Source organism: Bradyrhizobium sp. WSM4873 (assembly GCF_055811355.1).
The window spans coordinates 19,474-43,531 of sequence record NZ_JBVVPS010000038.1; the positions used below are offsets into that span (position 1 = coordinate 19,474).

General features: G+C 64.7%; 21 protein-coding genes. 13 read left to right on the forward strand and 8 right to left on the reverse strand.

Annotated features, from left to right (window positions below):
* Nucleotides 1–50 precede the first annotated feature (50 nt).
* Together AC0L21_RS32610 and AC0L21_RS32615 are read right to left on the reverse strand one after the other, a co-directional pair.
* Complete coding sequence (locus AC0L21_RS32610; protein WP_473265777.1) at nucleotides 51–1,160, reverse strand: M48 family metallopeptidase; 1,110 nt, start codon at nucleotides 1,158–1,160, stop codon at nucleotides 51–53.
* 3 nt (nucleotides 1,161–1,163) lie between these two features.
* Complete coding sequence (locus tag AC0L21_RS32615) at nucleotides 1,164–2,309, reverse strand: DUF898 family protein (protein ID WP_473265807.1); 1,146 nt, start codon at nucleotides 2,307–2,309, stop codon at nucleotides 1,164–1,166.
* 373 nt (nucleotides 2,310–2,682) lie between these two features.
* Here AC0L21_RS32615 and AC0L21_RS32620 point away from each other — a divergent pair, with 373 nt between their 5' ends.
* Entirely contained in the window at nucleotides 2,683–3,948 is a 1,266-nt protein-coding gene (locus AC0L21_RS32620) for a cytochrome P450 (RefSeq protein ID WP_027520215.1), read from the forward strand.
* 182 nt (nucleotides 3,949–4,130) lie between these two features.
* Nucleotides 4,131–5,405: a cytochrome P450 gene (locus AC0L21_RS32625; RefSeq protein WP_018453687.1), complete on the forward strand. Its 1,275-nt coding sequence runs from the start codon at nucleotides 4,131–4,133 to the stop codon at nucleotides 5,403–5,405.
* Nucleotides 5,406–5,629: 224 nt separating this feature from the next.
* Here the strand turns inward: AC0L21_RS32625 and AC0L21_RS32630 are convergent, their stop codons facing one another.
* Nucleotides 5,630–6,550 carry a LysR substrate-binding domain-containing protein gene (locus AC0L21_RS32630; RefSeq protein WP_473265778.1) on the reverse strand — a complete coding sequence of 307 codons (921 nt, stop codon included), beginning with the start codon at nucleotides 6,548–6,550 and terminating at the stop codon, nucleotides 5,630–5,632.
* Nucleotides 6,551–6,674: 124 nt separating this feature from the next.
* Here AC0L21_RS32630 and AC0L21_RS32635 point away from each other — a divergent pair, with 124 nt between their 5' ends.
* From AC0L21_RS32635 to mdlC, 4 genes are all read left to right on the forward strand, one after another.
* Nucleotides 6,675–7,844 (forward strand): acyl-CoA dehydrogenase family protein, encoded by a 1,170-nt coding sequence (locus AC0L21_RS32635; RefSeq protein WP_473265779.1) that lies wholly within the window; start codon nucleotides 6,675–6,677, stop codon nucleotides 7,842–7,844.
* A gap of 10 nt (nucleotides 7,845–7,854) precedes the next feature.
* On the forward strand, nucleotides 7,855–8,958 hold the full coding sequence (locus AC0L21_RS32640; RefSeq protein ID WP_473265780.1) for a CaiB/BaiF CoA transferase family protein: 1,104 nt from the start codon (nucleotides 7,855–7,857) through the stop codon (nucleotides 8,956–8,958).
* Nucleotides 8,959–8,976: 18 nt separating this feature from the next.
* Nucleotides 8,977–9,828 (forward strand): HTD2 family dehydratase, encoded by an 852-nt coding sequence (locus tag AC0L21_RS32645; RefSeq protein WP_473265781.1) that lies wholly within the window; start codon nucleotides 8,977–8,979, stop codon nucleotides 9,826–9,828.
* A 145-nt stretch (nucleotides 9,829–9,973) separates the two neighbouring features.
* The gene (gene mdlC / locus AC0L21_RS32650) at nucleotides 9,974–11,596 is read left to right on the forward strand and encodes a benzoylformate decarboxylase (protein WP_473265782.1); all 1,623 of its coding nucleotides are present in this window, start codon (nucleotides 9,974–9,976) and stop codon (nucleotides 11,594–11,596) included.
* 177 nt (nucleotides 11,597–11,773) lie between these two features.
* Here mdlC and AC0L21_RS32655 read toward each other — a convergent pair whose 3' ends face one another.
* Complete coding sequence (locus AC0L21_RS32655; protein ID WP_473265783.1) at nucleotides 11,774–12,547, reverse strand: SDR family NAD(P)-dependent oxidoreductase; 774 nt, start codon at nucleotides 12,545–12,547, stop codon at nucleotides 11,774–11,776.
* Nucleotides 12,548–12,623: 76 nt separating this feature from the next.
* On the opposite strand from AC0L21_RS32655, the gene AC0L21_RS32660 reads away from it, so the two are divergent.
* Nucleotides 12,624–13,085: a MarR family winged helix-turn-helix transcriptional regulator gene (locus AC0L21_RS32660; RefSeq protein ID WP_473265784.1), complete on the forward strand. Its 462-nt coding sequence runs from the start codon at nucleotides 12,624–12,626 to the stop codon at nucleotides 13,083–13,085.
* Between the two features lie 155 nt (nucleotides 13,086–13,240).
* Here the strand turns inward: AC0L21_RS32660 and AC0L21_RS32665 are convergent, their stop codons facing one another.
* Together AC0L21_RS32665 and trhA are read right to left on the reverse strand one after the other, a co-directional pair.
* Entirely contained in the window at nucleotides 13,241–14,035 is a 795-nt protein-coding gene (locus tag AC0L21_RS32665; RefSeq protein ID WP_473265785.1) for an SDR family oxidoreductase, read from the reverse strand.
* A gap of 56 nt (nucleotides 14,036–14,091) precedes the next feature.
* Nucleotides 14,092–14,787, reverse strand: a complete 696-nt coding sequence (gene trhA, locus AC0L21_RS32670) for a PAQR family membrane homeostasis protein TrhA (RefSeq protein ID WP_473265786.1) — start codon at nucleotides 14,785–14,787, stop codon at nucleotides 14,092–14,094.
* A 193-nt stretch (nucleotides 14,788–14,980) separates the two neighbouring features.
* On the opposite strand from trhA, the gene AC0L21_RS32675 reads away from it, so the two are divergent.
* Nucleotides 14,981–16,450, forward strand: a complete 1,470-nt coding sequence (locus tag AC0L21_RS32675; RefSeq protein WP_473265787.1) for a YcjX family GTP-binding protein — start codon at nucleotides 14,981–14,983, stop codon at nucleotides 16,448–16,450.
* Nucleotides 16,447–17,475: a YcjF family protein gene (locus AC0L21_RS32680; RefSeq protein WP_473265788.1), complete on the forward strand. Its 1,029-nt coding sequence runs from the start codon at nucleotides 16,447–16,449 to the stop codon at nucleotides 17,473–17,475. The genes AC0L21_RS32675 and AC0L21_RS32680 overlap by 4 nt, the downstream gene beginning before the upstream one ends.
* 192 nt (nucleotides 17,476–17,667) lie before the next feature.
* Here AC0L21_RS32680 and AC0L21_RS32685 read toward each other — a convergent pair whose 3' ends face one another.
* Nucleotides 17,668–19,233, reverse strand: a complete 1,566-nt coding sequence (locus AC0L21_RS32685; RefSeq protein WP_473265808.1) for a glycosyltransferase family 39 protein — start codon at nucleotides 19,231–19,233, stop codon at nucleotides 17,668–17,670.
* A gap of 343 nt (nucleotides 19,234–19,576) precedes the next feature.
* Between AC0L21_RS32685 and AC0L21_RS32690 the strand changes: the two genes are divergently transcribed.
* From AC0L21_RS32690 to AC0L21_RS32705, 4 genes are all read left to right on the forward strand, one after another.
* Nucleotides 19,577–21,310: an adenylate/guanylate cyclase domain-containing protein gene (locus AC0L21_RS32690; RefSeq protein ID WP_473265789.1), complete on the forward strand. Its 1,734-nt coding sequence runs from the start codon at nucleotides 19,577–19,579 to the stop codon at nucleotides 21,308–21,310.
* Between the two features lie 134 nt (nucleotides 21,311–21,444).
* Nucleotides 21,445–22,644 carry a SorA family sulfite dehydrogenase catalytic subunit gene (sorA, locus tag AC0L21_RS32695; RefSeq protein WP_473265790.1) on the forward strand — a complete coding sequence of 400 codons (1,200 nt, stop codon included), beginning with the start codon at nucleotides 21,445–21,447 and terminating at the stop codon, nucleotides 22,642–22,644.
* Between the two features lie 11 nt (nucleotides 22,645–22,655).
* Complete coding sequence (gene sorB, locus AC0L21_RS32700) at nucleotides 22,656–22,964, forward strand: SorB family sulfite dehydrogenase c-type cytochrome subunit (RefSeq protein ID WP_473265791.1); 309 nt, start codon at nucleotides 22,656–22,658, stop codon at nucleotides 22,962–22,964.
* A 208-nt stretch (nucleotides 22,965–23,172) separates the two neighbouring features.
* Nucleotides 23,173–23,373 carry a cold-shock protein gene (locus AC0L21_RS32705; protein ID WP_007596519.1) on the forward strand — a complete coding sequence of 67 codons (201 nt, stop codon included), beginning with the start codon at nucleotides 23,173–23,175 and terminating at the stop codon, nucleotides 23,371–23,373.
* A gap of 172 nt (nucleotides 23,374–23,545) precedes the next feature.
* Here AC0L21_RS32705 and AC0L21_RS32710 read toward each other — a convergent pair whose 3' ends face one another.
* A complete protein-coding gene (locus AC0L21_RS32710) occupies nucleotides 23,546–24,007 on the reverse strand; it encodes an Lrp/AsnC ligand binding domain-containing protein (protein ID WP_473265792.1) in 462 nt (153 codons plus the stop codon).
* Between the last annotated feature and the right edge of the window lie 51 nt (nucleotides 24,008–24,058).

The following is a 24,058-nucleotide window of genomic DNA, read 5'->3' on the forward strand; positions in this document are numbered from 1 at the left end:
CTCGCCGATGGATGATTTGGCGCGGGGCCAACGCGTCGGCGGCAAGAGATTCAGATCTTGCCGCTGCCGCAGATCCCCTTCAGCGACCGCCACTCCGCATCGGTCAGCAGCGGCGCGCCGCTGGCGGGGCGGTCTTCTTTCGTCATGCGTGCGAGGCGGTCCTCGGTCAGCGGATGGCTCGCCAGGATCGACGTGAGGCCGCCGCCTTCCTTGCCGGTGATGCGGAACATCAATTCGGCTGCGGGCTTCGGCGAACGGCCGAGCTTGTGCATGATCTCGATGGCAAACGTATCCGCAGCGGTCTCGGCTTCGCGCGAATAGGAGGCCTCGACCACGCTGCGTGAGGCGAAGATCACCGCGCTCGAGCCCGTGACGTCGCCGAACAACAGGCCGATCAGGAAGGAGGTGCCGCCGTTGTAGATCAACCCGCGCATGTTGTCGTAGTGCTTGAGATGACCGAGCTCGTGGGCGATGATGCCGGCGAGTTCGTCCGGGCTTTCAGCCTTGTCGAGCAGGCCCTTCAGCACGAAGACCTTGCCGCCGGGCAGCGCGAACGCGTTCGGCACCGGGGTCGGCAGCACGCCCGCGGTCATGGAATCGTCGTCGAGGCCGGCGGCATCGCGCAGCCGATTGACGAGCTTGATGAAGGCCGCCTTCCCCGCCGCATCCTCGCACGCATTGCGGCCGAAGATGGTCTTCACCTGAACCTCCGACGCATCGCCGATGCGCCGCTCGATCGGCTTCGGCACCAGCGGCGCGAGGCGGTCGGCAGCGAGCGGCACGCCGAACAGCACGACGCAGACGATGGAGACGGCGGCAGCCATCGACCAGCCGACGATTTTTGCGACCCCGCGGCGCGAGGTCTGGTGGTCGTCGAGCCGTACGCAGCGGACAGTCACGTCTGAGGCGAGCAAAGCGTCGCGGATTTCCAGCCGCGCCAGCGGCGGCGCGGAAGCGCAGGCGAGCCGCAAAATGCCGGGCGGGCTGTCGGCGCGGCGGATGTCGGCATAGGCCCAGCGAACGGGCGGCGCACCCTCTTCGAGGATCTCGAGCGCGTCACTGAGCGTCAGCGTCACCTGCCGCCTGCGGCTCGACACGCCGTCGAAGAAGATCGTCGGCTTTGCGGATTGCGCCGGGAGCTCGGTGGACAACTCACTCACAGCTCAGAATCCCGCGACATCGAGTCCGTCGGCAAAGCCTTCGCCGAGCGCGCTGGCGAGCTCGGCGCTGCCGCGCACGTCAGCCGCGGCCGCGATATTGTACACATCCACCGTTTCCAACACCTTGGCCCAGAGATCGCGCTGGAGATAGACCCGCATGACAATGTTGAGGGCCAGGGCGAGTGCGAGGTAGCCGACGACCATCATCACCAGTGTCGGGATGCTCTTGGCGGCATTGCCGGGCCCCAACGCCTGCTCGACCGAAAGACCGCTCAGCTTGACGACGAGCATGGTGGCTCCGCCGACGTAGGCGGCGAAGATGACCGAGAGCAGCATCCACCAGCCGATCACCTTCCAGTACAGGCTGTAAAATGCGTTGTGCGGCAGTTGCGAGGACACGCTGACATCGCCGATGCGGATACCGTCGAGCCACCAGCGCCACTCGCGCGCCTTGAACTCGGCATAGAAGAACGGCGCGAGCGGAAAGATAACCATTGCGATCGGGCTCAGCAGCCACAGCCACCAGCCGCGCTTGAAGAACGTCCAACCGTCGCCCGCGAAATCGCCGCGCAAATCGCCGTAATGGGTGTGCCGCATCTTGTACCGTTCGAGCGAGGCCTCGCGCCACGGCAATGCGAGCCCAAGCGTCAGGAACACCAGCAAGCCCCACAGCATGGCGCGGAACGAATAGGCCCAGCCCGATCCGTCCATCCAGAACCGCACGCCGCGCCAGACCGTGCGCGTCAGGCGATAGCGCCGCGCGCGAAAGATCGCGAACTGGCCGAAGGCGTAGAAGCTGATGAACAACGGCGTCGAGGCAAAGCCCTGCCAGCGCTCGAACTCAATACCGACAAGGAAGTAAGCGAGGTAGATCGGCACCAGGATCGCGAGCGCGAACAGGAAGCCGACCAGAAGCTCCTTGGCCCGCCCGGTATATTCGGCGGCGTCGCCATCGACCGCGGTGTTCGCCCACAGATGACGGCGGATGTCGGTGACGAGCCAGAACCGGTAGAAGCCGAAGGTGACGAGTTCGAGCATGGCACCCTTGGTGACCAATTTGCGAAACTCGGTGCGGTTGCCGGTGAAATCGACCCGCGTGGGCGGCAGCGGCGGGGGTAAGGGTTCTGACCCGATGGGGGCCCATTGCATGTCGTTCACGGCGGCAACCTCGGGGTGCGGACCTGGTTCGATCAAACTTATAGATCAGGGATTAGTCGATCCCCAAGATCGGCGGGTTCGATTTGGCTCGATTCCGGTCGATTTCTGGCACGATTCCGCTGTCGAGGGCGTGCGCGAGATCACGTTCGCGAATGTCCCGTAGCCCGGATGGTGCGCAGCGTAATCCGGGACAGCGGCAATGGCCGCCTGAATCCCGGATTACGCTTCGCTCCATCCGGGCTACAACACACCCATGTGGCAAAACTCGCCCTTGCTCCGGCGCAGACAACCGGCTGTAATTGCAAATCAAATGCCGCAGCGCAGAATTCAACGAGAACGCGCGGTCAGCTCAGGGAGAGCGGTCATGCATGGGACCATCGAAAGCGCGGCGAAGCTCGACGCGTTACGCGCACGCGCCACATCACTGCCGCTGGAGCAGTTCGATCCGGGCGATCCCGAGCTGTTCAGAACCGATACGTTCTGGCCCTATTTCGATCGCCTGCGCCGCGAAGATCCCGTGCACTATTGCAAGGACTCGATGTTCGGGCCGTATTGGTCGGTGACGCGCTACAACGACATCATGGAGATCGAGACCAACCATTCGGTGTTCTCCTCGGCCTCCTCGCTCGGCGGCATCACCATCCGCGACATCGATCCGGAACTGCGCCGCGAGAGCTTCATCTCGATGGACCCACCGCGCCACGCGGCGCAGCGCAAGACCGTGGCGCCGATGTTCACGCCGACGCATCTGGACAATCTGGCGCTGAGCATCCGCAAGCGTTCGGCCGAGTGCCTGGACAATCTGCCGCGTGGCGAGGTGTTCGACTGGGTCGACCGCGTCTCGATCGAGCTCACCACGCAGATGCTCGCCGTGCTGTTCGACTTTCCCTGGGAGGACCGCCGCAAGCTGACGCGCTGGTCGGACATCGCGACCACCATTCCCGGACCCGACGGCCTCGTCGCCACCGAAGACGAGCGTCAAGCCGAGCTGACGGAATGCGCCGGCTATTTCACGCGATTGTGGAAGGAACGGATCGAGCAGCCGCCGAAGAGCGACCTGTTGTCGATGATGGCGCATGGTGCCGCGACGCGCGACATGGACGCGAAGAACTTCCTCGGCAATCTGATCCTTCTGATCGTCGGCGGCAACGACACCACCCGCAACACCATGTCCGGTTCGCTCGACGCGCTGAGCCAGCATCCGGAGCAATATCGCAAGCTGCGCGAAAACCCCGCGCTGCTCGATAGCTTCGTGCCGGAAGTGATCCGCTGGCAGACACCGCTGGCCCATATGCGGCGCACCGCGCTTGCGGACTTCGAGTTCCGCGGCAAGCAGATCAAGAAAGGTGACAAGGTCGTGATGTGGTACGTCTCGGGCAACCGCGACGCCGACGCGATCGAAAAGCCCTACGAATTCATCATTGACCGCGCGCGGCCGCGCACGCATCTCTCGTTCGGTTTCGGCATCCACCGCTGCGTCGGCTTGCGGCTTGCCGAACTCCAGCTCAAGATTATCTGGGAAGAGATCCTCAAGCGCTTCGACCATATCGAGGTGGTCGGCGAACCCAAGCGGGTCTATTCGAGTTTCGTGAAGGGTCTCGAAAGCTTGCCGGTGAAGATCGCGGCTTAGGGCGATGAGCCAGAGTGAAATCCACGGGGAAGCTACGCCCCCTCCCCCGCTTGCGGGGGAGGGTTGGGGAGAGGGTGCCTCCCCAATCGAGAGCCCCCAAGAGGAAAAAGCCCTCACCCGGGCTGCGCGCCGACCTCTCCCGCAAGCGGGATAGGTTAGAAAATCAACTGGAGCAAACCACCATGAACATCCAAGCGCCGGTTCAAGTGGACAAGGCCGAACGCATGCGCCGGGCCCGCGAGGAGGCCTATGCGACACCGCTGGCGCAATTCCACCCCGGCGCGCCCAGGCTGTTCCAGGACGACACCCTGTGGCCGTGGTTCGAGCGGCTGCGCAAGGAAGAGCCGGTGCATTACTGCACCAACGCGCCGATCGAGCCGTATTGGTCGGTGGTGAAGTACAACGACATCATGCATGTCGACACCAACCACGGCCTGTTCTCCTCCGATTCGACGCTCGGCGGCATCGGAATCCGCGACGTGCCGGAAGGTTACGACTGGCCGAGCTTCATCGCCATGGACCAGCCGCGTCATTCGTCGCAGCGCAAGACGGTGTCGCCGATGTTCACGCCGACGCATCTGGACGAACTGGCAAAACTGATTCGCCAGCGCTCGCAGACCGTGCTCGACAATCTGCCGCGCAACGAGACCTTCAATTTCGTCGAGCGCGTCTCGATCGAGCTGACGACGCAGATGCTGGCCACCCTGTTCGACTTCCCCTGGGAAGAACGGCGCAAGCTGACGCGCTGGTCCGATGTCGCGACCGCGCTGCCCAAGAGCGGCATTGTTGCTTCCGCCGAAGAGCGCCGCCGCGAGATGGACGAATGCTATGCCTACATGTCCAAGCTCTGGAACGAGCGCGTCAACTCCGCGCCGCGCAACGATTTGCTGTCGCTGATGGCGCATAACGACGCCACGCGGTTCATGGACCCCGACAATCTCATGGGCAACATCATCCTGCTCATCGTCGGCGGCAACGACACCACGCGCAACACCATGACGGGCTCGGTGCTGGCACTGAACGAGAACCCGGAGCAATACGACAGGCTGCGCGCCAACCCGGAACTGATCGATTCCATGGTGCCCGAAGTGATCCGCTGGCAGACCCCGCTCGCGCATATGCGCCGCACCGCGCTGCAGGACACTGAAGTTGGCGGCAAGCACATCAAGAAGGGCGACCGCGTCGTGATGTGGTACGTCTCGGGCAACCGCGACGAGGAGATGTTCGAGAAGCCGAACGAGTTCATCATCGACCGGCCGCGGCCGCGCACCCACCTCTCCTTCGGCTTCGGCATCCACCGCTGCGTCGGCATGCGCCTCGCCGAGCTCCAGCTCAAGATCGTCTGGGAAGAGATGCTGAAGCGCTTCGACCGCATCGAGGTGGTCGGCGAGCCCAAGCGGATCTATTCGAGCTTCATCAAGGGGTATGAGTCACTGCCGGTGAGGATTCCGGGGTAGGCCCCACTGTCATGCCCCGCGCAGGCGGGGCATCCAGTAAGCCGCGGCTTCTCGGCTCAAGCACTGCGGCCTCTGGAATACTGGATTGCCCGCCTTCGCGGGCAATGACACCGAGGGTGGATTGAGAGCGGGCGACTCCTCCCCAGCTATAAAATTTCGGCATGACAGTTCGCGCGAGATGCGAAGGCGAGATCGCGCGCGACTGGTCTACGACACCGGCACATCTAGCTCAACTTGATGTCCCACACGCCTTCCTTGCGGCAGGCGGCGACTTCCTCGCGCAGGAGGGCGGTGACGGCGACCGAGGCCGTCGAGACCGGACGGTCGATCGGAGAGGCAAATATGAGCTCGCGCGTCATCGGCTTCGAGACGAGAGCCGTTTCCAGCCGCCCGTCCGCGACCTCGGCGTGGACCGACGAGGGCGGCAGCAGCGCGAAGCCGAGGCCTTCCTCGACGAGGCTGGTGAGCACGCGGAACGAATCCGCCTCGAGCTGGACGTTGAGCTTGATCTTGCGTTGCGCCGCCGCGTGCTCGATCAGCGCACGGAGACCGTGGGAATGACTCGGCAGCACCAGCCGTTGCCGCAGCAGCCAACCGACATCGACGCTCTTCTTGCGCGCCAAGCCACAACCGCGCGGACCCACCGCGACGATGTTGTCGCGCCCCAAGCTCTCGACGTTGAGATGCAGATCGGCGGAGCGGCCGTAGAGGATGGCGAGATCCATCTCGCCGCGATGCAGCCATTCGACCAGATGGCCACTGTAGCTCTCGACGATGCGCAGCGAAATGCCGGGGAATTTTTCGACGCAGCGCCGCGCAAAGCGCGCCGACAGCACGCAGCTCACGGTCGGGACCAGGCCGAGCACGACCTGGCCCGATGGCGGCCCCTCGGAGGACTGGATGTCGTCGCGGATCTGGTCGATCTGCCGCACGATGCCCGAGGTGCGCGCCAGCAAGAGGCGGCCGGCATCCGTGAGCACCATGCCGCGGCCATTGCGGGTGAACAATTCCGTGCGCAGCTCGTGTTCCAGCAGCTTGATCTGCCTGGAGAGCGCCGGCTGCGCCACACGCAACGTATCGGACGCCTTGGAGAGGCTGCCGAGCTCCGCCACGCAACTGAAGGTCCTGAGCTGACGGAAATCCATGCTTGCCAATCCTGGAAGGCTGCTCCATACGCTATAGCAAATGAGCATAGGGGGCTGGCATTGTTTTCACAACGCCAGAGGATCGGCCGGCGTTATCCTAACTGCCGCACATACGGGAAACCCCATGAGTGAAGACCACCACACCGAAGATCACGCCGACATCCGCGAAGCCGTCGCAAAGCTGTGCGCGCAGTTTCCCGGCGAATACTGGCGCAAGCTCGACCGTGAGATGGCCTACCCCAAGGCCTTCGTCGACGCGCTGACCGAGGCCGGTTATCTCTCGGTGCTGATCCCCGAGGAGTATGGCGGCGCGGGCTTGAAGCTTTCAGCGGCCGCGGCGATCCTCGAAGAGATCCAGCGCGCGGGCTGCAACGGCGGCGGCTGCCACGCCCAGATGTACACGATGGGCACCGTGCTGCGGCACGGCAATGACGAGCAGAAGGCAAAATATCTGCCGAAGGTCGCGAGCGGCGAATTGCGGCTGCAGGCCTTCGGCGTCACCGAGCCGACCAGCGGCACCGACACGACCTCGCTGAAGACCTTCGCACGCAAGGACGGCAATGCCGGCTACATCGTCAACGGCCAGAAAATCTGGACCAGCCGCGCTGAGCATTCCGACCTGATGCTCCTGCTGGCGCGCACCACGCCGAAGGACCAGGTCAAGAAGCGCACGGATGGTCTTTCCGTGTTCATCGTCGACATGCGCGAAGCCAAGAACAAGGGCCTCGAGATCCGCCCGATCCGCACCATGATGAACCACGCCACCACCGAGGTGTTCTTTACCGACATGAAGGTGCCGGCGGAGAATCTGATTGGCGAAGAGGGCAAGGGCTTTCGCTACATTCTCTCCGGCATGAATGCCGAGCGCATCCTGATCGCAGCCGAATGCGTCGGCGACGCCAAATGGTTCATCGCGAAAGCCACCAACTACGCCAAAGAGCGCAGCGTTTTCGGCCGGCCGATCGGCCAAAATCAAGGCATCCAGTTCCCGATCGCCAAGGCCTACGCCGCGATGCGTGCGGCCGAGCTGATGGTGAAGGAAGCCACGCGCAAATACGAGGCCGGGCTCGACTGCGGCGCGGAGGCCAACATGGCCAAGATGCTGGCGGCCGATGCGTCCTGGGAAGCAGCGAATGCCTGCGTCCAGACCCATGGCGGCTTCGGCTTCGCCGAGGAGTACGACGTCGAGCGCAAATTCCGCGAGACGCGGCTCTATCAGGTGGCGCCGATCTCGACCAATCTCGTGCTGTCCTTCATCGCCGAGCACGTCCTCGGCATGCCCCGCTCGTACTGAGGCCGCCATCATGGGAGCACTTGACGGGATCAGGGTGATTGCGGTCGAGCAGGCGGTGGCGGCGCCGTTCTGCTCGTCGCGGCTGGCGGATGCCGGCGCGGAAGTTATCAAGATCGAGCGGCCCGAAGGCGACTTCGCCCGCGGCTATGACGCGGCGGCCAAGGGCCAGAGCAGCTACTTCGTCTGGCTCAACCGCGGCAAGCAATCGGCGGTGGTCGATCTCGCCACCAAGGAAGGCTGCGCCGAGTTGGAAAGACTGATCGCGAGCGCCGACGTGCTGATCCAGAATCTCAAGCCGGGCTCGATGGACAAGCTCGGCTTTTCGCGCGAGCGGCTGCTGAAGGATTATCCCAGGCTGATCTCGTGCACGATCACCGGCTATGGCGACGAGGGCCCCTATGCGCACCGCAAGGCTTATGATCTGCTGATCCAGGCCGAGAGCGGCCTCGCCTCGATCACCGGCAATCCCGACGGCGCCTCGCGGGTCGGCATGTCCATCGTCGACGTCGCGACCGGCGCCACCGCGCATGCGGCGATCCTCGAGGCGCTGATCGGGCGCGGGCGCACCGGCAAAGGCGCCGACATCCGCATCTCCATGTTCGACGTGATGGCGGACTGGTGCACCGTTCCGCTGCTCAACTCGGAAGCCGGTAACCCGCCCAAGCGCATGGGGCTTCGCCATCCCTCGATCGCGCCCTATGGCGTGTTCACGTCCAGCGATGGCAAGGACATTCTGATCTCGATCCAGAGCGAGCGCGAGTGGAAGACGCTCTGCGCAAAGGTGCTGGACCAGCCGGATCTGCCCGCAGACCCGCGCGTTGCCAACATGGTCGAGCGCGTGCGCAACCGCGACTTCACCGACAAGACGGTCGCGGATGCCTTCGCCAGGATGACGCGCGACGAGCTGCTCAAGCGGCTGTCCGACGCCGACATCGCCTTTGCCGAGGTCAACACCATGGCCGACCTCACCAAGCATCCGCATCTGCGCCGCATCGAGGTCGACACCCCGCAAGGACGTGTCAGCTATCCCGCGCCGGCGCCGATCATTGTCGGTGAGACGCGCAGCTATGGCGCGGTGCCAGGGATCGGCGAACGACCGGCCAAAAAATCGTAACAGCAAGAGCGAGGCATCATGACCGAGAAGCTCGACATCGATCATCTCAGGCAGTGGATCGGCCGCAGCGAAGAGGCCACCGACACCGTCACCGCGCAGCTCGTGAAGGGTCTGCGCGCGACGCTGTTCCAGGAGGTCGGTTCGCCCAAGGCCGGCGATGCAGCGCCGTTCACGGTGCATTGGTGCCTGGCGCAGCCGGTGTTTCCGATGTCGATGCTCGGGCCCGACGGCCACCCCACCCGCGGCGGCTTCCTGCCGCCGGTGCCGCTGCCGCGCCGGATGTGGGCCGGCGGCGAGATCGAGTTCCTGCAGCCGCTGCGCGTCGGCGATGAATCGACGCGGACCTCGCGCATTGCCGACGTACAGGTGAAATCAGGCTCGACCGGCACGCTGTGCTTCGTCTCGGTCGAGCACAGCATCTCCTCGCCGCGCGGCATCGCCATCCGCGAGCGGCAGGACATCGTCTATCGCGAGATGACGACGAGCACGCCCGCGCCGGCAAAGGCGCCGCCTCCGCCGCCCGCGGCGCAGCATCGCGAGACGCATGTGTCGGATCCCGTGCTGCTGTTCCGGTATTCCGCGCTGACCTTCAACGGCCACCGCATCCATTACGACCGCGACTACGTCACCAAGGTCGAGGGCTATCCGGGCTTGATCTTCCACGGACCGTTGCAGGCCACGTTCATCATCGAGATGGCCGCGAAGCTGCGCGGCGGCAAGGCTCCGAAGAAGTTTTCGTATCGCGGGGTGCAGCCGCTGTTCGAAGGCAGCGAGTTCTCCATCAACGCCAACGAGACCGCTGATGGCATGGAGCTGTGGACCGCGAACGCGGAGGGGCAGCCGACCATGAAGGGGACGGCGGTGTGGTGATACACTGCTGCTTCCTCCTCGTCATTGCGAGCGTAGCGAAGCAATCCAGAGTCCCTCGGCGGTAACAGTCTGGATTGCTTCGTCGCAGGGGCTCCTCGCAATGACGGTGGGGCTGATAGCCGATAAACATCAGGGAACGGAAATCATGGCGAAGAACGGCAAGAGCGGCAGCAAATCCGTCACCGTCAAGCAGGCGACGCTCGACCTGCTGCGCTCCTTCGGCATCAGATGCGTCTTCGGCAATCCCGGCTCGACCGAGCTGCCGTTCCTGAGCGACTGGCCCGACGATATCGACTACGTGCTGGCGCTGCAGGAAGCGAGCGCGGTCGGCATGGCCGACGGTTACGCGCAGGCGACGCGCAATGCCGGTTTCGTCAATCTGCATTCGGCCGCCGGCGTCGGCAACGCGCTCGGCAACATCTATACCGCGCATCGCAACCAGACGCCGCTGGTGATCACCGCCGGCCAGCAGGCGCGCTCGATCCTCCCGTTGCAGGCGTTCCTCTATGCGGAGCGTGCATCCGAATTCCCACGGCCTTATGTGAAGTACAGCGTGGAGCCGGCGCGGCCCGAGGACGTGCCGGCCGCGATTGCGCGCGCCTATTACACCGCGATGCAGCCGCCATGCGGGCCGACCTTCGTCTCGATCCCGGTCGACGACTGGGCGCATGCGGCAGCTCCCGTCGAAGCCCGCAAGGTCAGCCGCGAGATCGGGCCCGAGGCTGACGCGATGACCGCGCTGGTCGCCGCACTCAGTTCGGCCAAGCACCCTGCCCTCGTCGTCGGCCCCGGCGTCGATCGCGCCGGCGCGGTCGATTTGATGGTGCGCGTGGCCGAGAAGGCCAGGGCCAGCGTCTGGGTCAGCCCGTTTTCGGCGCGCTGCTCGTTCCCGGAACGCCATCCGCAATTCGCGGGCTTCCTGCATGCCTCGCCGGCGCAATTGTCGGACGCGCTGCGCGAGCACGACCTCGTCGTCGTGATCGGCGCGCCCGTGTTCACCTTCCATGTCGAAGGCCACGCCGCGATCTTCGACGGCGGCGCGACGCTCTTCCAGATCACCGATGACCCGGATGCTGCGGCGGTGACGCCGGTCGGAACCAGCATCATCGCGACGATGAAGCCGGCGCTCGCAATGCTGCTCGACCTCCTGCCGGAGAGCAAGCGCGCGGCACCGAAGGGGCGAACGCTGCCGCCGGCCCCGCAGGCCGCGGATCCACTGCCGGTCGAATTCCTGCTGCATTCGCTGTCGCAGGCCATGCCGGACGGCGCGTCGCTGGTCGAGGAAATTCCCTCGCACCGGCCGGCGATGCAAAAGTTCATGCCGATGCGCGGCCAGGACAGTTTTTACACCATGGCGAGCGGCGGCCTCGGTTACTCGCTGCCCGCCGCGGTCGGCATGGCGCTCGGCAAACCAAAGAGCCGCACGGTGTGTCTGATCGGCGACGGCTCGGCGATGTATTCGATCCAGGCGCTGTGGACCGCCGCGCAGCGCAAGCTGCCGCTCACCATCGTCGTCATCAACAATTCCGGTTACGGCGCGATGCGCTCGTTCAGCCAGGTGATGCAGGTGAGGAACGTGCCGGGGCTCGAGCTGCCGGGGATCGATTTCGTCCGGCTCGCCGAGGGCATGGGTTGCCATGCGGTGCGGGTAACGAAGGCGGCGGAGCTCCGGGAAGCGCTGAAGCGCGGGATGGCATTCGAAGCGACCAGCCTCGTCGAGGTCATCGTGGATTCGGCGGTGCCGGTGCTGTACGGGCAGAAGCATTGACGGCGTCGTCCCGGCCTAGTGCGCAATTGCGCACGGGGGCCGGGACCCATACCGCGCGATTCATCGATTGTGCGCGGCGCCAATCCCGAACAACCAATCTTCACCAAACGTCTCCCTGGGGTTATGAGTCCCGGCCTTCGCCGGGACGACAGCGAATGTTTGGCGCGACCGCCAAATCTACGACGCCAAAAATCCCCCATCCGCCGCCAGCACATGCCCGACGACATAGGACGACGCGTCGGACGATAGCCACACCACCGCCTCCGCCACCTCCTCCGGGCTCCCCATCCGCCGCAGCGGCAGGCCCGCGCTGACGGTTGCGACATCGCCGACACCGGCGCGCAGCATCATGTCGGTGACGACGCGGCCGGGGGCGATGGCGTTGATGCGGATGCCGCGTGGAGCGTTCTCCATCGCGGCAGAACGTGTCAGCGAGATCGCCGCAGCCTTGGATGCCGAGTAGAGCGAGAAGCCGGGATTGGGGTTGCGCACGCCGCTGACGGAGGCGTTGACGACGATGCTGCCGCGGCCTTGCGCGAGCATGACCGGCAATTGATGGCGCAGGCACAGGAACAGCGCGCGGACATTGGTGTCGAACACGCTGTCGTAGACATCCATGCCCTGCTCCTCCAGCGGCGCGCGCCGCTCCTGGAAGCCGGCATTGTTGAAGGCGACGTCGAGCCGGCCGCAACGCTGGACCGCCGTGCCAACGAGGCGCGCGACGTCGTCCTCGCGCGTGATGTCTGTCTTGATCGCGGTGGCGTTCGCACCGAGTTCGTGGCACGCCGCGGCGGTGGCGTCGATCTCGGCTTCGCGCCGGCCCGCCAAGACAATCGCCTCCGCGCCTTCGGACGCCATTCGCAAGGCCGTCGCACGGCCGATGCCGCTGCCGCCGCCCGTCACCAGACACACCTTGCCGCTCATCCGCCCTGTAGTCAAAGCTCCGCTCATGGCTCACTCCAAAACGCTTGCGCGCGCCGTTGCGCGCATATAGTTGTATGGTACAACTATATTCGCAGAGTCAAGCATGACCGGGCTTTCGCTGATCGACGACATTCGCGCGGCCTCGCGCCTGATGGTGCGCGAGCTCGGCTTCATGGATGCGACCGTGGCGGCATCGGACTATCCGCCGTCGGCCGTGCACACGATCCTGGAGATCGGTATCCGGGGGCCGATGAATTCCGGCGAGCTCGGCGATTTCCTGCGGCTGGAGAAATCGAGCGTCAGCCGCCTGGTGCGCAAGCTGATCGACTGCGGCGAGCTGCGGGAAACGCCCGATGCGGCCGACGCGCGCAGCAAGCTGCTGTCGCTGACGGCGAAAGGCCGCCGCACGCTGGAGGCGCTGCACGCGTTCGGACGGCAGCAGGTGAGTGGTGCACTGGCCGCACTGACAGAGGCCGAGCAGCGCACGGTCCGGGAAGGGATGATGCTCTATGCGCGGGCTTTGCGGCAGAGCCGGGTGGAGGGCGAGGTGGAGTCGGCGGCGTAGCTACCAGCGTCGTCCTGGCGAAAGCCAGGACCCATTACCCCAGGAAGTAGTTTGGCGAAGACTTGTCATTCGGTACTGCTACCACGGCAAGATCGGTAGACCTCGCGGTATGGGTCCTGACCTTCGCCAGGACGACACCGAAATTGTAGCCCAGCCTACGTCCCGAAATCTTCCCGCATCCTGGCCTGGATCTTGGCCATGCCGCCGATCCAGCGGTCGTAGTTCTCGGTCTTCTTGCGCATGTAGCCGAGCACCTGCGGGTGCGGCAGGATGAGGAACGTCTCCTGCTCGAGCCCGGCGAGCACGTCGTTCGCGACCTGCTCGGGCGAGAGGTCACCGTCGCCGGATTGCGGGCCCTTCGGAATCGAACGCAGCATGTTGGTGTCGACGCCCTGCGGGCAGAGGATCGAGACGCGGATGTTGTGCGCCTTGTGCGAGATCGCCAGATTTTCGGCAAAGCCGACCGCGGCATGCTTGGTGGTGGAGTAAGCGGGACTGCCGACCTGCGACAGCAGGCCTGCGGCCGAGATGGTGTTGAGGAAATAGCCGCCGCCGCGCGCCTTCATACGCGGGATCAGATGCCGCGCCGCATAGACATGCGCCATGACGTGAATCGCCCAGCTGCGCTGCCACGGCTCATCCGAGGCGCCGCCGGCATTGACCGACATCGGATCGAAACCGCCGCCGATGCCGGCATTGGAGCAAAACAACTCGATCGGGCCGAACTGCCGCTCGGTCTCCTCGATGACGTGGGAAATATCCTTTTCCTGCGCGACATCGCATTTGAAGGCCGCGCCATCCACCGTGGCAGCGACCGTCCGCGCATTGTCCGCGTCCATGTCGGCGACGACGACCTTGGCCGCACCCACCTTGTGAAACGCCTCGCATAGCGCCTTACCGATGCCGTTGGCGCCGCCCGTGACGACCACGACCTTGCCGGTCACCTGCATGCGACGTCTCCTCTTGTCTTATACCGTTTTGGCTTATTCCGCTTGGCGGAGCTTGCTCAGCTCAACACGAGGTCGAGCACCGCGGTATAATGGCACGCCGCACCGGCCAAGACAAAGCCGTGCCAGATCGCATTCTGGAAGCGCAGCCGCCGCCAGGCATGGAAGATCACGCCAAAGCTGTAGAGCAGTCCGCCCGCAAGGATGAAGCCCAGCACCAGCGCGGGCAGCGCCTTGACCACGGAATCATAGAGCATGATGCCGCTCCAGCCCATGGCGAGATAGATGCCGACCGCGACGCGGTCGAACCGGCCGGGGTAGAGAAGTTTCAGCACGATGCCGAGGAGCGCCACGCACCAGACACCGGCGAGCAGCACCAGCGCGAAGGCACTGTCCTTCACCTCCAGGATGAACGGCGTGTAGGTCGCCGCGATCAGGAGATAGATCGCCGAATGGTCGAAGCGCCGCAGCAGCCATTTGGCCGGCGAGACCGGCCAGAGATTATAGGTCGCCGACAACACCAGCATCGAGAGCAGGCCGGCGACGTAGATCGAGACGCCGACGATGTCGGTCGCGTCGGCAAAGAGCACCGTCAGCACCACCAGCACGGTCGCGGCAATGAGGCCGCAGAGCACGCCGATCGCGTGGATCACGCCGTCGGCGATCAGCTCGGCGCGGTCGTAATGCCAGCCGACCGCGTCGGCCGCTGCGTGGACGGAGGAGGATGCGAGCTGTTTCAGTTGAAAGACGGTCATGGCAATCCGCAAAGTGAGACAATACCCTCTTGTATGGGTGTTTCGGGACCGGCGCGTCGTTCAAACGGGTGATTTGCAAACGGCTGATTTGCCGACAAAGGAGGTGGAAGTATGAAGCTTGATTTTCCGCACGCAATTGCCACTTTTGTGATCGGTCACACATTTTCTCCCGCCGAGATCACTTAACGTTCAAATGGCATTCAGTTTCCAGGATATCGTCGAAGAAGCGCGGCTGTCGGCGAGGGCGCTGATCGACTATGGCGAGCACTTCTTCAACCCGACCGTGCGGCTCGGGGTCACCGGCCTGTCGCGGGCAGGCAAGACGGTGTTCATCACCGCGCTGATCCACGGCCTCACCCGTGGCGGCCGTTTTCCGGTATTCGAGGCCTATTCATCCGGGCGGATCGCGCGGGCGCATCTGGCGCCGCAGCCGGACGACGCCGTGCCGCGCTTCGCCTATGAGAGCCATCTGCGCGCGCTGATCGAGGAGCGGCGCTGGCCGAGCTCGACTGTCGACATCAGCGAGCTCAGGCTCGTCATCGACTACCAGCGCCAGAACGGCGCCGACCGCACGCTGACGCTCGACATTGTCGACTATCCCGGCGAGTGGCTGCTCGACCTGCCGCTGCTCCAGAAGAGTTTTGGGCAATGGTCGGCCGAAAGTCTCGCCCTGTCGCGCGAGGCGCCGCGCGTCCATCTTGCCGCGGACTGGCACGCGCATCTCGCAACGCTCAAGCCCGAGGCGCGCGAGGACGAGCAGGCGACGCTGACGGCCGCAAAGCTCTTCAGAGGCTATCTGCAAGGTTGCCGCGACGAGCGGTTTGCGATGAGCCTGCTGCCACCCGGCCGCTTCCTGATGCCGGGCAATCTCGCCGACACACCGGCGCTGACCTTTGCTCCGCTCGACGTGCCCGCGGGCGGCCAGGCGCCGGAGGGATCGCTGTGGGCCATGATGGTGCGCCGCTATGAAGCCTACAAGGACGTCGTGGTGCGGCCGTTCTTCCGTGACCATTTTGCCCGGCTCGATCGCCAGATCGTGCTGGCCGACGCGCTCGCCGCGTTCAACGCCGGCCCTGAAGCGCTGCACGATCTCGAAGCCGCACTCGCGGGCATTCTGGACTGCTTCAACATCGGCCGCAGCACGATCCTCTCCGGCCTGTTCCGGCCGCGGATCGACCGCGTGCTGTTCGCGGCGACCAAGGCGGACCATCTGCATCATTCCAGCCACGACCGGCTCGAGGCCGTGCTGCGCCGCGCGGTCACCCGCGCCGTGGCGCGCGCGGAAACTACCGGCGCGGAGATCGACGTCATCGCGTTCGCCGCCGTCCGCGCCACGCGCGAGGCGCAGGTCGCGCATGGCCGCGACAAATTGCCGTCGATTTTGGGAACGCCGGCCGCGGGCGAAAGCGCCGGTGGCGAATTCTTCGACGGCAACACCGAGGTGGCGACCTTTCCGGGCGACCTCCCGCTCGATCCCGAACTGCTGTTCAACGGCACCGATGCGTTCCGCGGGCTCTCGACCGAGGCCGCCGGGAAGAGCGATTTTCGCTTCCTGCGTTTCCGTCCGCCAAAGATCGAACGCGAGGGGGCCGACCAGGCGGCGCTGCCTCACATCCGCCTCGACCGTGCCCTGCAGTTCCTGCTCGGAGACAAATTGTCATGAACGACCGATCGAAGTCGCGGCGACCGGCAACGTTCCGGCTCGACGACCCCGGCGTCGTCGTTACCGAGGCCGACGAAACGGCCCGGCTCGGCCGCACCACCATCCAGATCACGCCGGAGCCCGATCCGGCGAACTTGCCGGTGCCGATCGCAGCGACGCTTCCGGCGCGGCGCGGCTTTCCCTGGGGCGCATTGTTCTGGTCCGGCGTTGCCGGGCTGACGCTGCTCGGGGTCGGGCTAGGCGTCGTCCGTCTGATCGAGGATCTGTTTGCGCGTAGCGACAGCCTCGGCTTCGTCGGACTGGCGCTTGCCTCAGTTACCGCGCTTGCGCTCGCGGTGGTGACCGGACGCGAGGCGTTCGGGCTGGCGCGGCTGGCAACGATCGAAAAGCTGCATCAGCGCGCAGCCGCTGTCCTTGCCAGCGACGATCGTAAGGAGAGCCGCATCATCGTGCAGGATCTGCTCAAGATCGCGCACCAGAACCCGCAGCTCGCGCGCGCCCGCGCCACGCTGGAAAGCCATGCCGGCGAGATCATCGACGGCGCCGACATGATCCGGCTCGCCGAGCGTGAATTGATGTCGCCGCTGGACATCGAGGCGCGGCGGCTGGTGTCGTCAGCCGCGCAAAAGGTCTCGATCGTGACAGCGGTTTCGCCCCGCGCGCTGATCGACGTGTTGTTCGTGTTCGTGGCGTCGCTCAGATTGATCCGCCAGCTCGCTTTTCTCTACGGCGGCCGCCCCGGCGCGCTCGGCATGATCCGCCTGCTCCGCCACGTCATAGCCCATCTCGCCATCACCGGCGGTATGGCGGCGAGCGACAGCCTGGTGCAGCAGATGCTCGGCCACGGCATTGCGGCGAAGCTGTCGCAGCGGCTGGGCGAAGGCATGCTGAATGGATTGCTGACGGCGCGGCTGGGCCTCGCCGCAATCGACGTCACACGGCCGCTGCCGTTCGCGGCCCTGCCGCCGCCGAAGCTATCGGATCTCGCGACGGATCTGCTGCGGAAGAAGGACGACGAGGAGTAGCGCTCCGTTCGCCCGACGCGCTCGTTTTCCCCTCTCCCCTTGTGGGAGAGGGTGGCTCGACGCGAAGTGGCGAGACGGGTGAGGGTCTCTCTCCGCGCGCGCCTCTCGCAGTTGTCTTAGCTGATAGAGCCCCCTCATCCGGCGCTTCGCGCCACGTTCTCCCACAAGGGGAGAAGGAAGAAGGCCGCCTTGCTAGGCGAGCGTACGTCGCTCGAATTCTCCCGCCAGCACGCGCCACTGGAACAGCGGCGAGTCCTTCGGTGGTGAAAGCTCCGGAGTCCAGCCGGTGAGCTTTTCCAGCGTATACGTGTCCATCACGAGTCCGCGCCAGCGGCGCTCGATCTGACCGAGCGGCTCGCGTTTGGCGGGGATGTTCTCCCACAGCGATGAGCGATTGTCCGGCTCGCGCCCAACATAAATGCCGGCATGGCCCTTGATCCGATCCAAGCCGGGATCACGAAAATCCTGGAAGCGGCCGCGCTCGTTGATCTCGATCACGGGCACGCGGCCCCTGAACAGCCAGCGCATCATGGCATAGGTGCGGTAGTCCGTGGTTGCGATCCAGGTCGCGCCGGTCTCGTCCAATGCGGCCTGTGCGCGCGCGGCGACCTGCTCGTAACCGGACTCGGCGCCGATCGGATCGATCTTCCCGAGAAAATTCCAAGGCGCGGCGACGTAATAGAGGAACACGATGATGACAAAGGCGATGCCGGAGACCACCGCTGTGTTGGCCCAGAACAGCGATGCCCTGATCATCCGCGCCGATCTTCCTTCGCGCGACAGCATGGTGAGGTTGACAGCGGCGGCGGCGAAGCCGACCGGCCACATGAACATCGGCCAGGTGTCACCGACGCGGAGGGTCAGCGATTTCACCAGGAAATAGAGAAACGGCACCAGGACCGCGGTCGACAACAAAATCGCGACCGGCTCGCGCGTGCGATAGCCGCGCCACGCCGTCAGCACCACCCCCGTCAGCACCACCGGCAGCATGACGAAGCCGACCAGTCCGAATTGCAGGCCGATGTAATCGCCGAAGGTGCGGAGCGAGATGCCGTAGCTGGTGGTGGCACGCACACCCTGGAAGCGGATCGCGGCCCAGTCGTGCTGCACGTTCCAGATCAGGACGGGCGAGAATACGGCAATTGCGATCAGGACCGCGAGATACGGATAGGGGCTGCGCAGCCAGCGCCAGCGCCAATCCGGCACCAGCAGAAAGGCGGCAACCGCCGGCGCGAACATGATCACGGTGAATTTCGACAGCATCGCGAGCCCGGCGAACAGGCCGGCCGCGAGCCACCAGCGGCCGTCGCCGCCCTGCGCAAGCCGCACCAGGCACCACATCATCGCCACCGCAAACGGGATCATGGCGACATCGGGCGCAACCTTGGCCATCAGCAGGCCGTAATAGAGCGCGGCCTCCGGCATCAGCACCGCGAGCACGACGGCGCGCATGTCGTGGGTGAGGCGGCGGACGATATCGGCGAGCAGGAGCTGCGTCACCAGCATCGCGACGATGCCGCCGAAGCGCACACCGAGCCTGGTGTCGCCGAAGATCGCAGTGCCGAACCGGATCAGCCAGGCGATGCCGGGGGGATGATCCAGGAAGCTGAGCGCCGTCTCCTGCGACCAGGTCCAGTAATAGGCCTCGTCCGTGCGCAGCTCGATGGCCGAGGCGTAGACGATGCGCAGCAGCGTCATCGCGGCGACGATCGCCGCGGCCATGACGAGCGGCCGGCGCGCCGCGCCTACGGGGGGCATCGTGATGTCGGGAGCTGTCGCCACGGCGGCGCTTTTCGCCAACCTAGGAGGGGGAGTCAATGTCGGGGGTGGATCGGCCTGTTGCGCTGTCGTCCCGGACAAGCGAAGCGCTGATCCGGGACCCATAACCACAGGGAGGGGTTTGGCGAAGACCCGTAGCTACCAGCCCGTGCCACAACGACTCCCTGTGGCTATGGGTCCCGGATCTGCGCGCCGCCATGCGGCGCTTGTCCGGGACGACAATGGAGTGATTCCTGCCGCGGATGTGATCCCGCGAACCGACCACCCCCGGAATTAAACGCGACGCTGGCTGTTCTCCTTCATGAACTGATACAACAGAATCATGGCCGCAACCGCATCCTCACGATTTTCCGAGCTTTCCCGCGCCATCAGCGTGCGCCAGGTGCGGCTGGTCTGCGGCGTCATTTTGTTCGCCTATGTCGTTAGCCATTTCCTCAACCATGCGCTCGGCAACATCTCGGTCGATGCCATGGAGATCGGGGTCTACTATCACACACTGTTCTGGCAGTTCCTGCCGGTTGCGATCACGTTCTACACGGCGGCGCTCACGCATATGGGACTCGGCATCTATGCACTGTATCAGCGCCGGCAGTTCCGCTGGCGGACGGTCGAGCCGCTGCAGCTCGTGCTGGGCTTGAGCATCCCCGCGCTGGTCATGGCGCATGTGATCGGGGTGCGGCTCGGCCAGGCGCTTTACGGACACCAAAAACTCTATCCGCAGGAACTCTATCTGTTCTTCGTCGCATCGAACCGTATCTGGACCATGACGGTCCTGCTTCTGATCGCCTGGGTTCACGGCTGCATCGGCATCTATTTCTGGCTTCGCCTCAAACCGTTCTTCACGCGCGCGGCGCCCTATCTGCTCGCGGCGGCCGTGCTGATTCCGACGCTGTCGCTGTTGGGTGTCTACCAGGGTGGCCGCAGCGTCGAGATCGAGGCCGACGACGGGGAATGGCGGACGCATAATCTCACACGCCGCCAGGTCGGCACGGCTGCCGAGGCCACGACGCTCGACCGCATCACCGGCGGCCTCACCGCCGGCTATCTCGGATTGCTCGCCTTGGCGCTCGCCGCACGCGGCGTACGGGCCTTGCGCGAACGACGCGGTGGCATGATCGCGCTGTCCTACGGCAACGGCAAGACGGTGCGGGTGCCAAAAGGCCTCTCCGTGCTGGAAGCGAGCCTGCGCCACAATGTGCCGCATGCCAGCGTCTGCGGCGGCCGCGCCCGCTGCTCGACCTGCCGCATCCGCATCATCGGCGATCATGGCGCCCTGCCCGAGCCGTCGCAGCGCGAGGCGTTCGTGCTCACCCGTGTCGGCACCAGCGATCCCTCGATCAGGCTGGCCTGCCAGCTGCGGCCGACATCGGATCTCTCCTTCTTCCAGCTCTTCACCGCGCATACCCTGTCGGCGAGCGCGCAGGCCTCGACGCCCGCCAGAATCGGCCAGGAGCGCTATCTCGTCAGCCTGTTCGTGGACATGCGCGGCTCGACGCAGCTGGCCGAGAAGCGGCTGCCGTTCGACACCGTGTTCATCGTCAACCGCTTCCTCGGCGCCGTCTCGCAGGCCGTGATCGAGAATGGCGGCCAGCCGAACCAGTTCGTCGGCGACGGCATGCTGGCGCTGTTCGGACTGAGCGCCGATCCGCAAGAGGCGTGCCGGCAGGCGCTGAAGGCCGCCGCCGGAATCGCCAGGCAAATCGACGAGCTCAACGAGCTCCTGTCCCACGATCTGCGCCAGCCGATCCGCTTCGGCATCGGCATCCATGGCGGCGAGGTCATCATCGGCGACATCGGCTATCGCGATCACATCGTGTTCACGGCGCTGGGCGATGCCGTCAACGTCGCGGCCCGGCTCCAGGACATGACCAAGACACTGGCCTGCGAAGCGATCGTCTCGGAGGAAGTCCGCCGCACCGCCGGCCTTGCCGACGATGCGCTGCCGCAGCAGGAGGTCGCGATCCGCGGCCGCGACGAACCCATGGCCGTGCGCGTCGTCGCGGACGCCAGGACTCTGTCGGCGCTCGTCGACCACGGCGAACGCGTCGCGGCGTAACACCGGCTTGCTGCAACGCAGCGGCATGGGCCTGCTGCGAAAGCACGAATTGACTTCAACTGAGTCGTTGCGACACATGAGTGCTAGATCGCGGTGATGACCGCGATCAACGAAAAGCTCCGGGAGGAGACCACATGTTCGATCGACGCGACCTGCTCAAAGGAGCGGGCCTTGCCGCTGTTGCGACTGCCCTGAACCCGACCAAAGCGCTGGCACTCGACACCGTCACCCTTCCCTTTGCCAATGGCGAACGGCCTTTGGTGAAATTTCCGCAGAAGCGGCCGATGATCGGCCTGACCAGCCGCCCGCCGCAGCTCGAGACGCCCTTCGCAGTGTTCAATGACGGCCCGATCACGCCGAATAACGCGTTCTTCGTGCGCTATCACCTGTCCGACCTGCCCTACAGTCTCGACCCCGACAAGTTCACCCTCGAGGTCAAGGGCAAGGTCGACAAGCCGCTCAAGCTGTCGTTGAAGGACATAAGGAAGATGAAGGCGACCGAGATCGTCGCCGTCAACCAGTGCTCCGGCAACAGCCGCGGCTTCCTGGATCCGCGCGTGGCCGGCGGCCAGCTCGCCAACGGCGCGATGGGCAATGCGCGCTGGCGCGGCGTGCCGCTGAAGACCGTGCTGGCGATGGCGGGCGTGCAGAGCGGCGCCAAGCAGGTCACCTTCAACGGCATGGACGGTCCGGTCAGCGACAAGACGCCCGACTTCGTCAAGGCGCTCGATATCGATCACGCCAGCGACGGCGAGGTGATGCTGGCCTATGGCATGAACGGCGAGGACCTGCCGTTCCTCAACGGCTTTCCGCTGCGCCTGATCGTGCCCGGCTATTACGGGACCTACTGGGTCAAGCACCTCAACGAGATCACCGTCGTCGACAATGTCTATGACGGCTTCTGGATGAAGTCGGCCTATCGTATTCCGGACACCCCGAACAATGCGATCGAGCCGGGCACTGCGCCGAAGGCGACGATCCCGATCAACCGCTTCACCATCCGTTCCTTCATCACCAGCGTTCCCGACGGAGCCAAGCTGAAAGCAGGCGGCACCACGCTGCGCGGCATCGCCTTCGACGGCGGCAAGGGCATCAAGGAGGTCGCGGTCTCCACCGACGGCGGCAAAACCTGGACCGGCGCCAGGCTCGGCAAGGATCTTGGCAAATACTCATTCCGCGAATGGACGCTGCCGGTGAAGCTCGCGGCGGGCTCCCACGAGCTCAAGGTGCGCGCCACCGGCAATGGCGGCGAAACCCAGCCGGATACGCCGCGCTGGAATCCGGCGGGTTACTTGCGCAACGTCGTCGAAACCGTCCGCGTCACCGTGGCTTGAGGGGAATGATCATGCAGCGCACCGTTTTCCTCGCCATCACGCTCGCCCTCGCCGCCGTGGTGGGTTCGGCACTTGCAGCACCGGTCAATTACAAGACCCCCGATGAGGTCGCGGCGTTCAAGCCCGGGCCCAATCTCGAAGTCGTGCAGGGCAATTGCAGCGCCTGCCACTCCGCCGATTACATCAACACGCAGCCGCCGATGAAGGACAAGAAAAGTTTCTGGCAGGCCGAGGTGACCAAGATGATCAAGGTCTATGGCGCCCCCATCGACGATGCCGATGTCGGCAAGATCGTCGATTATCTGGCCGCGACTTATTGACGGATGGCGCGCGGCGCGCGGACCAATTGACCGCGAAACGGGCAAATCCGGCAAAAACGCCGCGAAGTTGAGCGGAATTCGCCGAAATGCCAATGTGGTTTGAGCTACCAAGCCAGCCACATTCCGCGTATCGTATTAGGACCGAACCGGCCGGTTGGCGGGGACTGGCGGTTCGAGATCTCGGAGGAAGACCCGCGGAGAAGTCGTGATGGCTAAAGGTACGGTCAAGTGGTTCAACCCGACGAAGGGTTATGGATTTATCCAGCCTGCGTCGGGCGGCAAGGATGTGTTCGTGCATATCTCGGCAGTGCAGAAAGCCGGTCTGTCGTCCCTGAACGAAGGACAGACGGTGGAGTATGAAGAGATCGCAAACCGAGGCAAAAGCTCCGCAGAGAACCTCAAAGTATAAGCCCGCCAGCTTTTGCTGACTCCCGGATCGATCCGGGAGCCGGGCCAAGAAAATTTTTAGAAGACGGTCAGTGCATTCGACGACAGGCGTTGCGATTGCACACGGAAAACTATTTGTCCCGCGAAGACCGCCCGTTCAACGCCACAGCAATGACAATCGCGACGGCACTTCGTTAGTCCACCGGCAATGGTGCGTCGCGCTTGATCTCTTCCATCACCGCATAAGTTCGCGTTTCGCGCACGCCCGGCATCGACAGCAGGGTCTCGCCAAGGAAGCGCCGATATGCAGTCATGTCTGCCAGCCGCGCCTTCACAAGATAGTCGAAGCCGCCAGCAACCATGTGACACTCCAGCACTTCGGGCGCGAGTTTCACTGCGCGGGCAAAACGCTCGAAATTGTCGGGCGTGGTCTTGTCGAGCAGCACCTCGACGAACACCAGGAGCCCGAGGCCGAGCCGGTGCGGGTTGAGCCGCGCGCCATAGCCCTCGATAAACCCCTCTCGCTGCAAACGCTTCAGCCGCTCGCCGATCGAGGTCGGCGACAGCCCGATGCGCTCCGCGAGCTCAACATTGGCGATTCGCCCGTCCTGCTGCAAAATCGAGAGGATTTTCCGGTCGGTTTGATCTAGTTCCATAATTCATAAGGCCAAATTGCTAGATAGCTTCATTTTCTAAGCCGAATGAGC

Coding starts and splice junctions, on each gene's coding strand:
- AC0L21_RS32620 (WP_027520215.1), top strand. CDS start 2,683: ATGCATGGGACCATCGAAAGCGCGGCGAAGCTCGACGCGTTACGCGCA.
- AC0L21_RS32675 (WP_473265787.1), top strand. CDS start 14,981: ATGGCATTCAGTTTCCAGGATATCGTCGAAGAAGCGCGGCTGTCGGCG.
- sorA (WP_473265790.1), top strand. CDS start 21,445: ATGTTCGATCGACGCGACCTGCTCAAAGGAGCGGGCCTTGCCGCTGTT.
- AC0L21_RS32635 (WP_473265779.1), top strand. CDS start 6,675: ATGAGTGAAGACCACCACACCGAAGATCACGCCGACATCCGCGAAGCC.
- AC0L21_RS32630 (WP_473265778.1), bottom strand. CDS start 6,550: ATGGATTTCCGTCAGCTCAGGACCTTCAGTTGCGTGGCGGAGCTCGGC.
- AC0L21_RS32665 (WP_473265785.1), bottom strand. CDS start 14,035: ATGCAGGTGACCGGCAAGGTCGTGGTCGTCACGGGCGGCGCCAACGGC.
- AC0L21_RS32615 (WP_473265807.1), bottom strand. CDS start 2,309: ATGCAATGGGCCCCCATCGGGTCAGAACCCTTACCCCCGCCGCTGCCG.
- AC0L21_RS32640 (WP_473265780.1), top strand. CDS start 7,855: ATGGGAGCACTTGACGGGATCAGGGTGATTGCGGTCGAGCAGGCGGTG.
- mdlC (WP_473265782.1), top strand. CDS start 9,974: ATGGCGAAGAACGGCAAGAGCGGCAGCAAATCCGTCACCGTCAAGCAG.
- trhA (WP_473265786.1), bottom strand. CDS start 14,787: ATGACCGTCTTTCAACTGAAACAGCTCGCATCCTCCTCCGTCCACGCA.
- AC0L21_RS32680 (WP_473265788.1), top strand. CDS start 16,447: ATGAACGACCGATCGAAGTCGCGGCGACCGGCAACGTTCCGGCTCGAC.
- AC0L21_RS32655 (WP_473265783.1), bottom strand. CDS start 12,547: ATGAGCGGAGCTTTGACTACAGGGCGGATGAGCGGCAAGGTGTGTCTG.
- AC0L21_RS32710 (WP_473265792.1), bottom strand. CDS start 24,007: ATGGAACTAGATCAAACCGACCGGAAAATCCTCTCGATTTTGCAGCAG.
- AC0L21_RS32625 (WP_018453687.1), top strand. CDS start 4,131: ATGAACATCCAAGCGCCGGTTCAAGTGGACAAGGCCGAACGCATGCGC.
- AC0L21_RS32705 (WP_007596519.1), top strand. CDS start 23,173: ATGGCTAAAGGTACGGTCAAGTGGTTCAACCCGACGAAGGGTTATGGA.
- AC0L21_RS32685 (WP_473265808.1), bottom strand. CDS start 19,233: ATGCCCCCCGTAGGCGCGGCGCGCCGGCCGCTCGTCATGGCCGCGGCG.
- AC0L21_RS32690 (WP_473265789.1), top strand. CDS start 19,577: ATGGCCGCAACCGCATCCTCACGATTTTCCGAGCTTTCCCGCGCCATC.
- AC0L21_RS32660 (WP_473265784.1), top strand. CDS start 12,624: ATGACCGGGCTTTCGCTGATCGACGACATTCGCGCGGCCTCGCGCCTG.
- AC0L21_RS32645 (WP_473265781.1), top strand. CDS start 8,977: ATGACCGAGAAGCTCGACATCGATCATCTCAGGCAGTGGATCGGCCGC.
- sorB (WP_473265791.1), top strand. CDS start 22,656: ATGCAGCGCACCGTTTTCCTCGCCATCACGCTCGCCCTCGCCGCCGTG.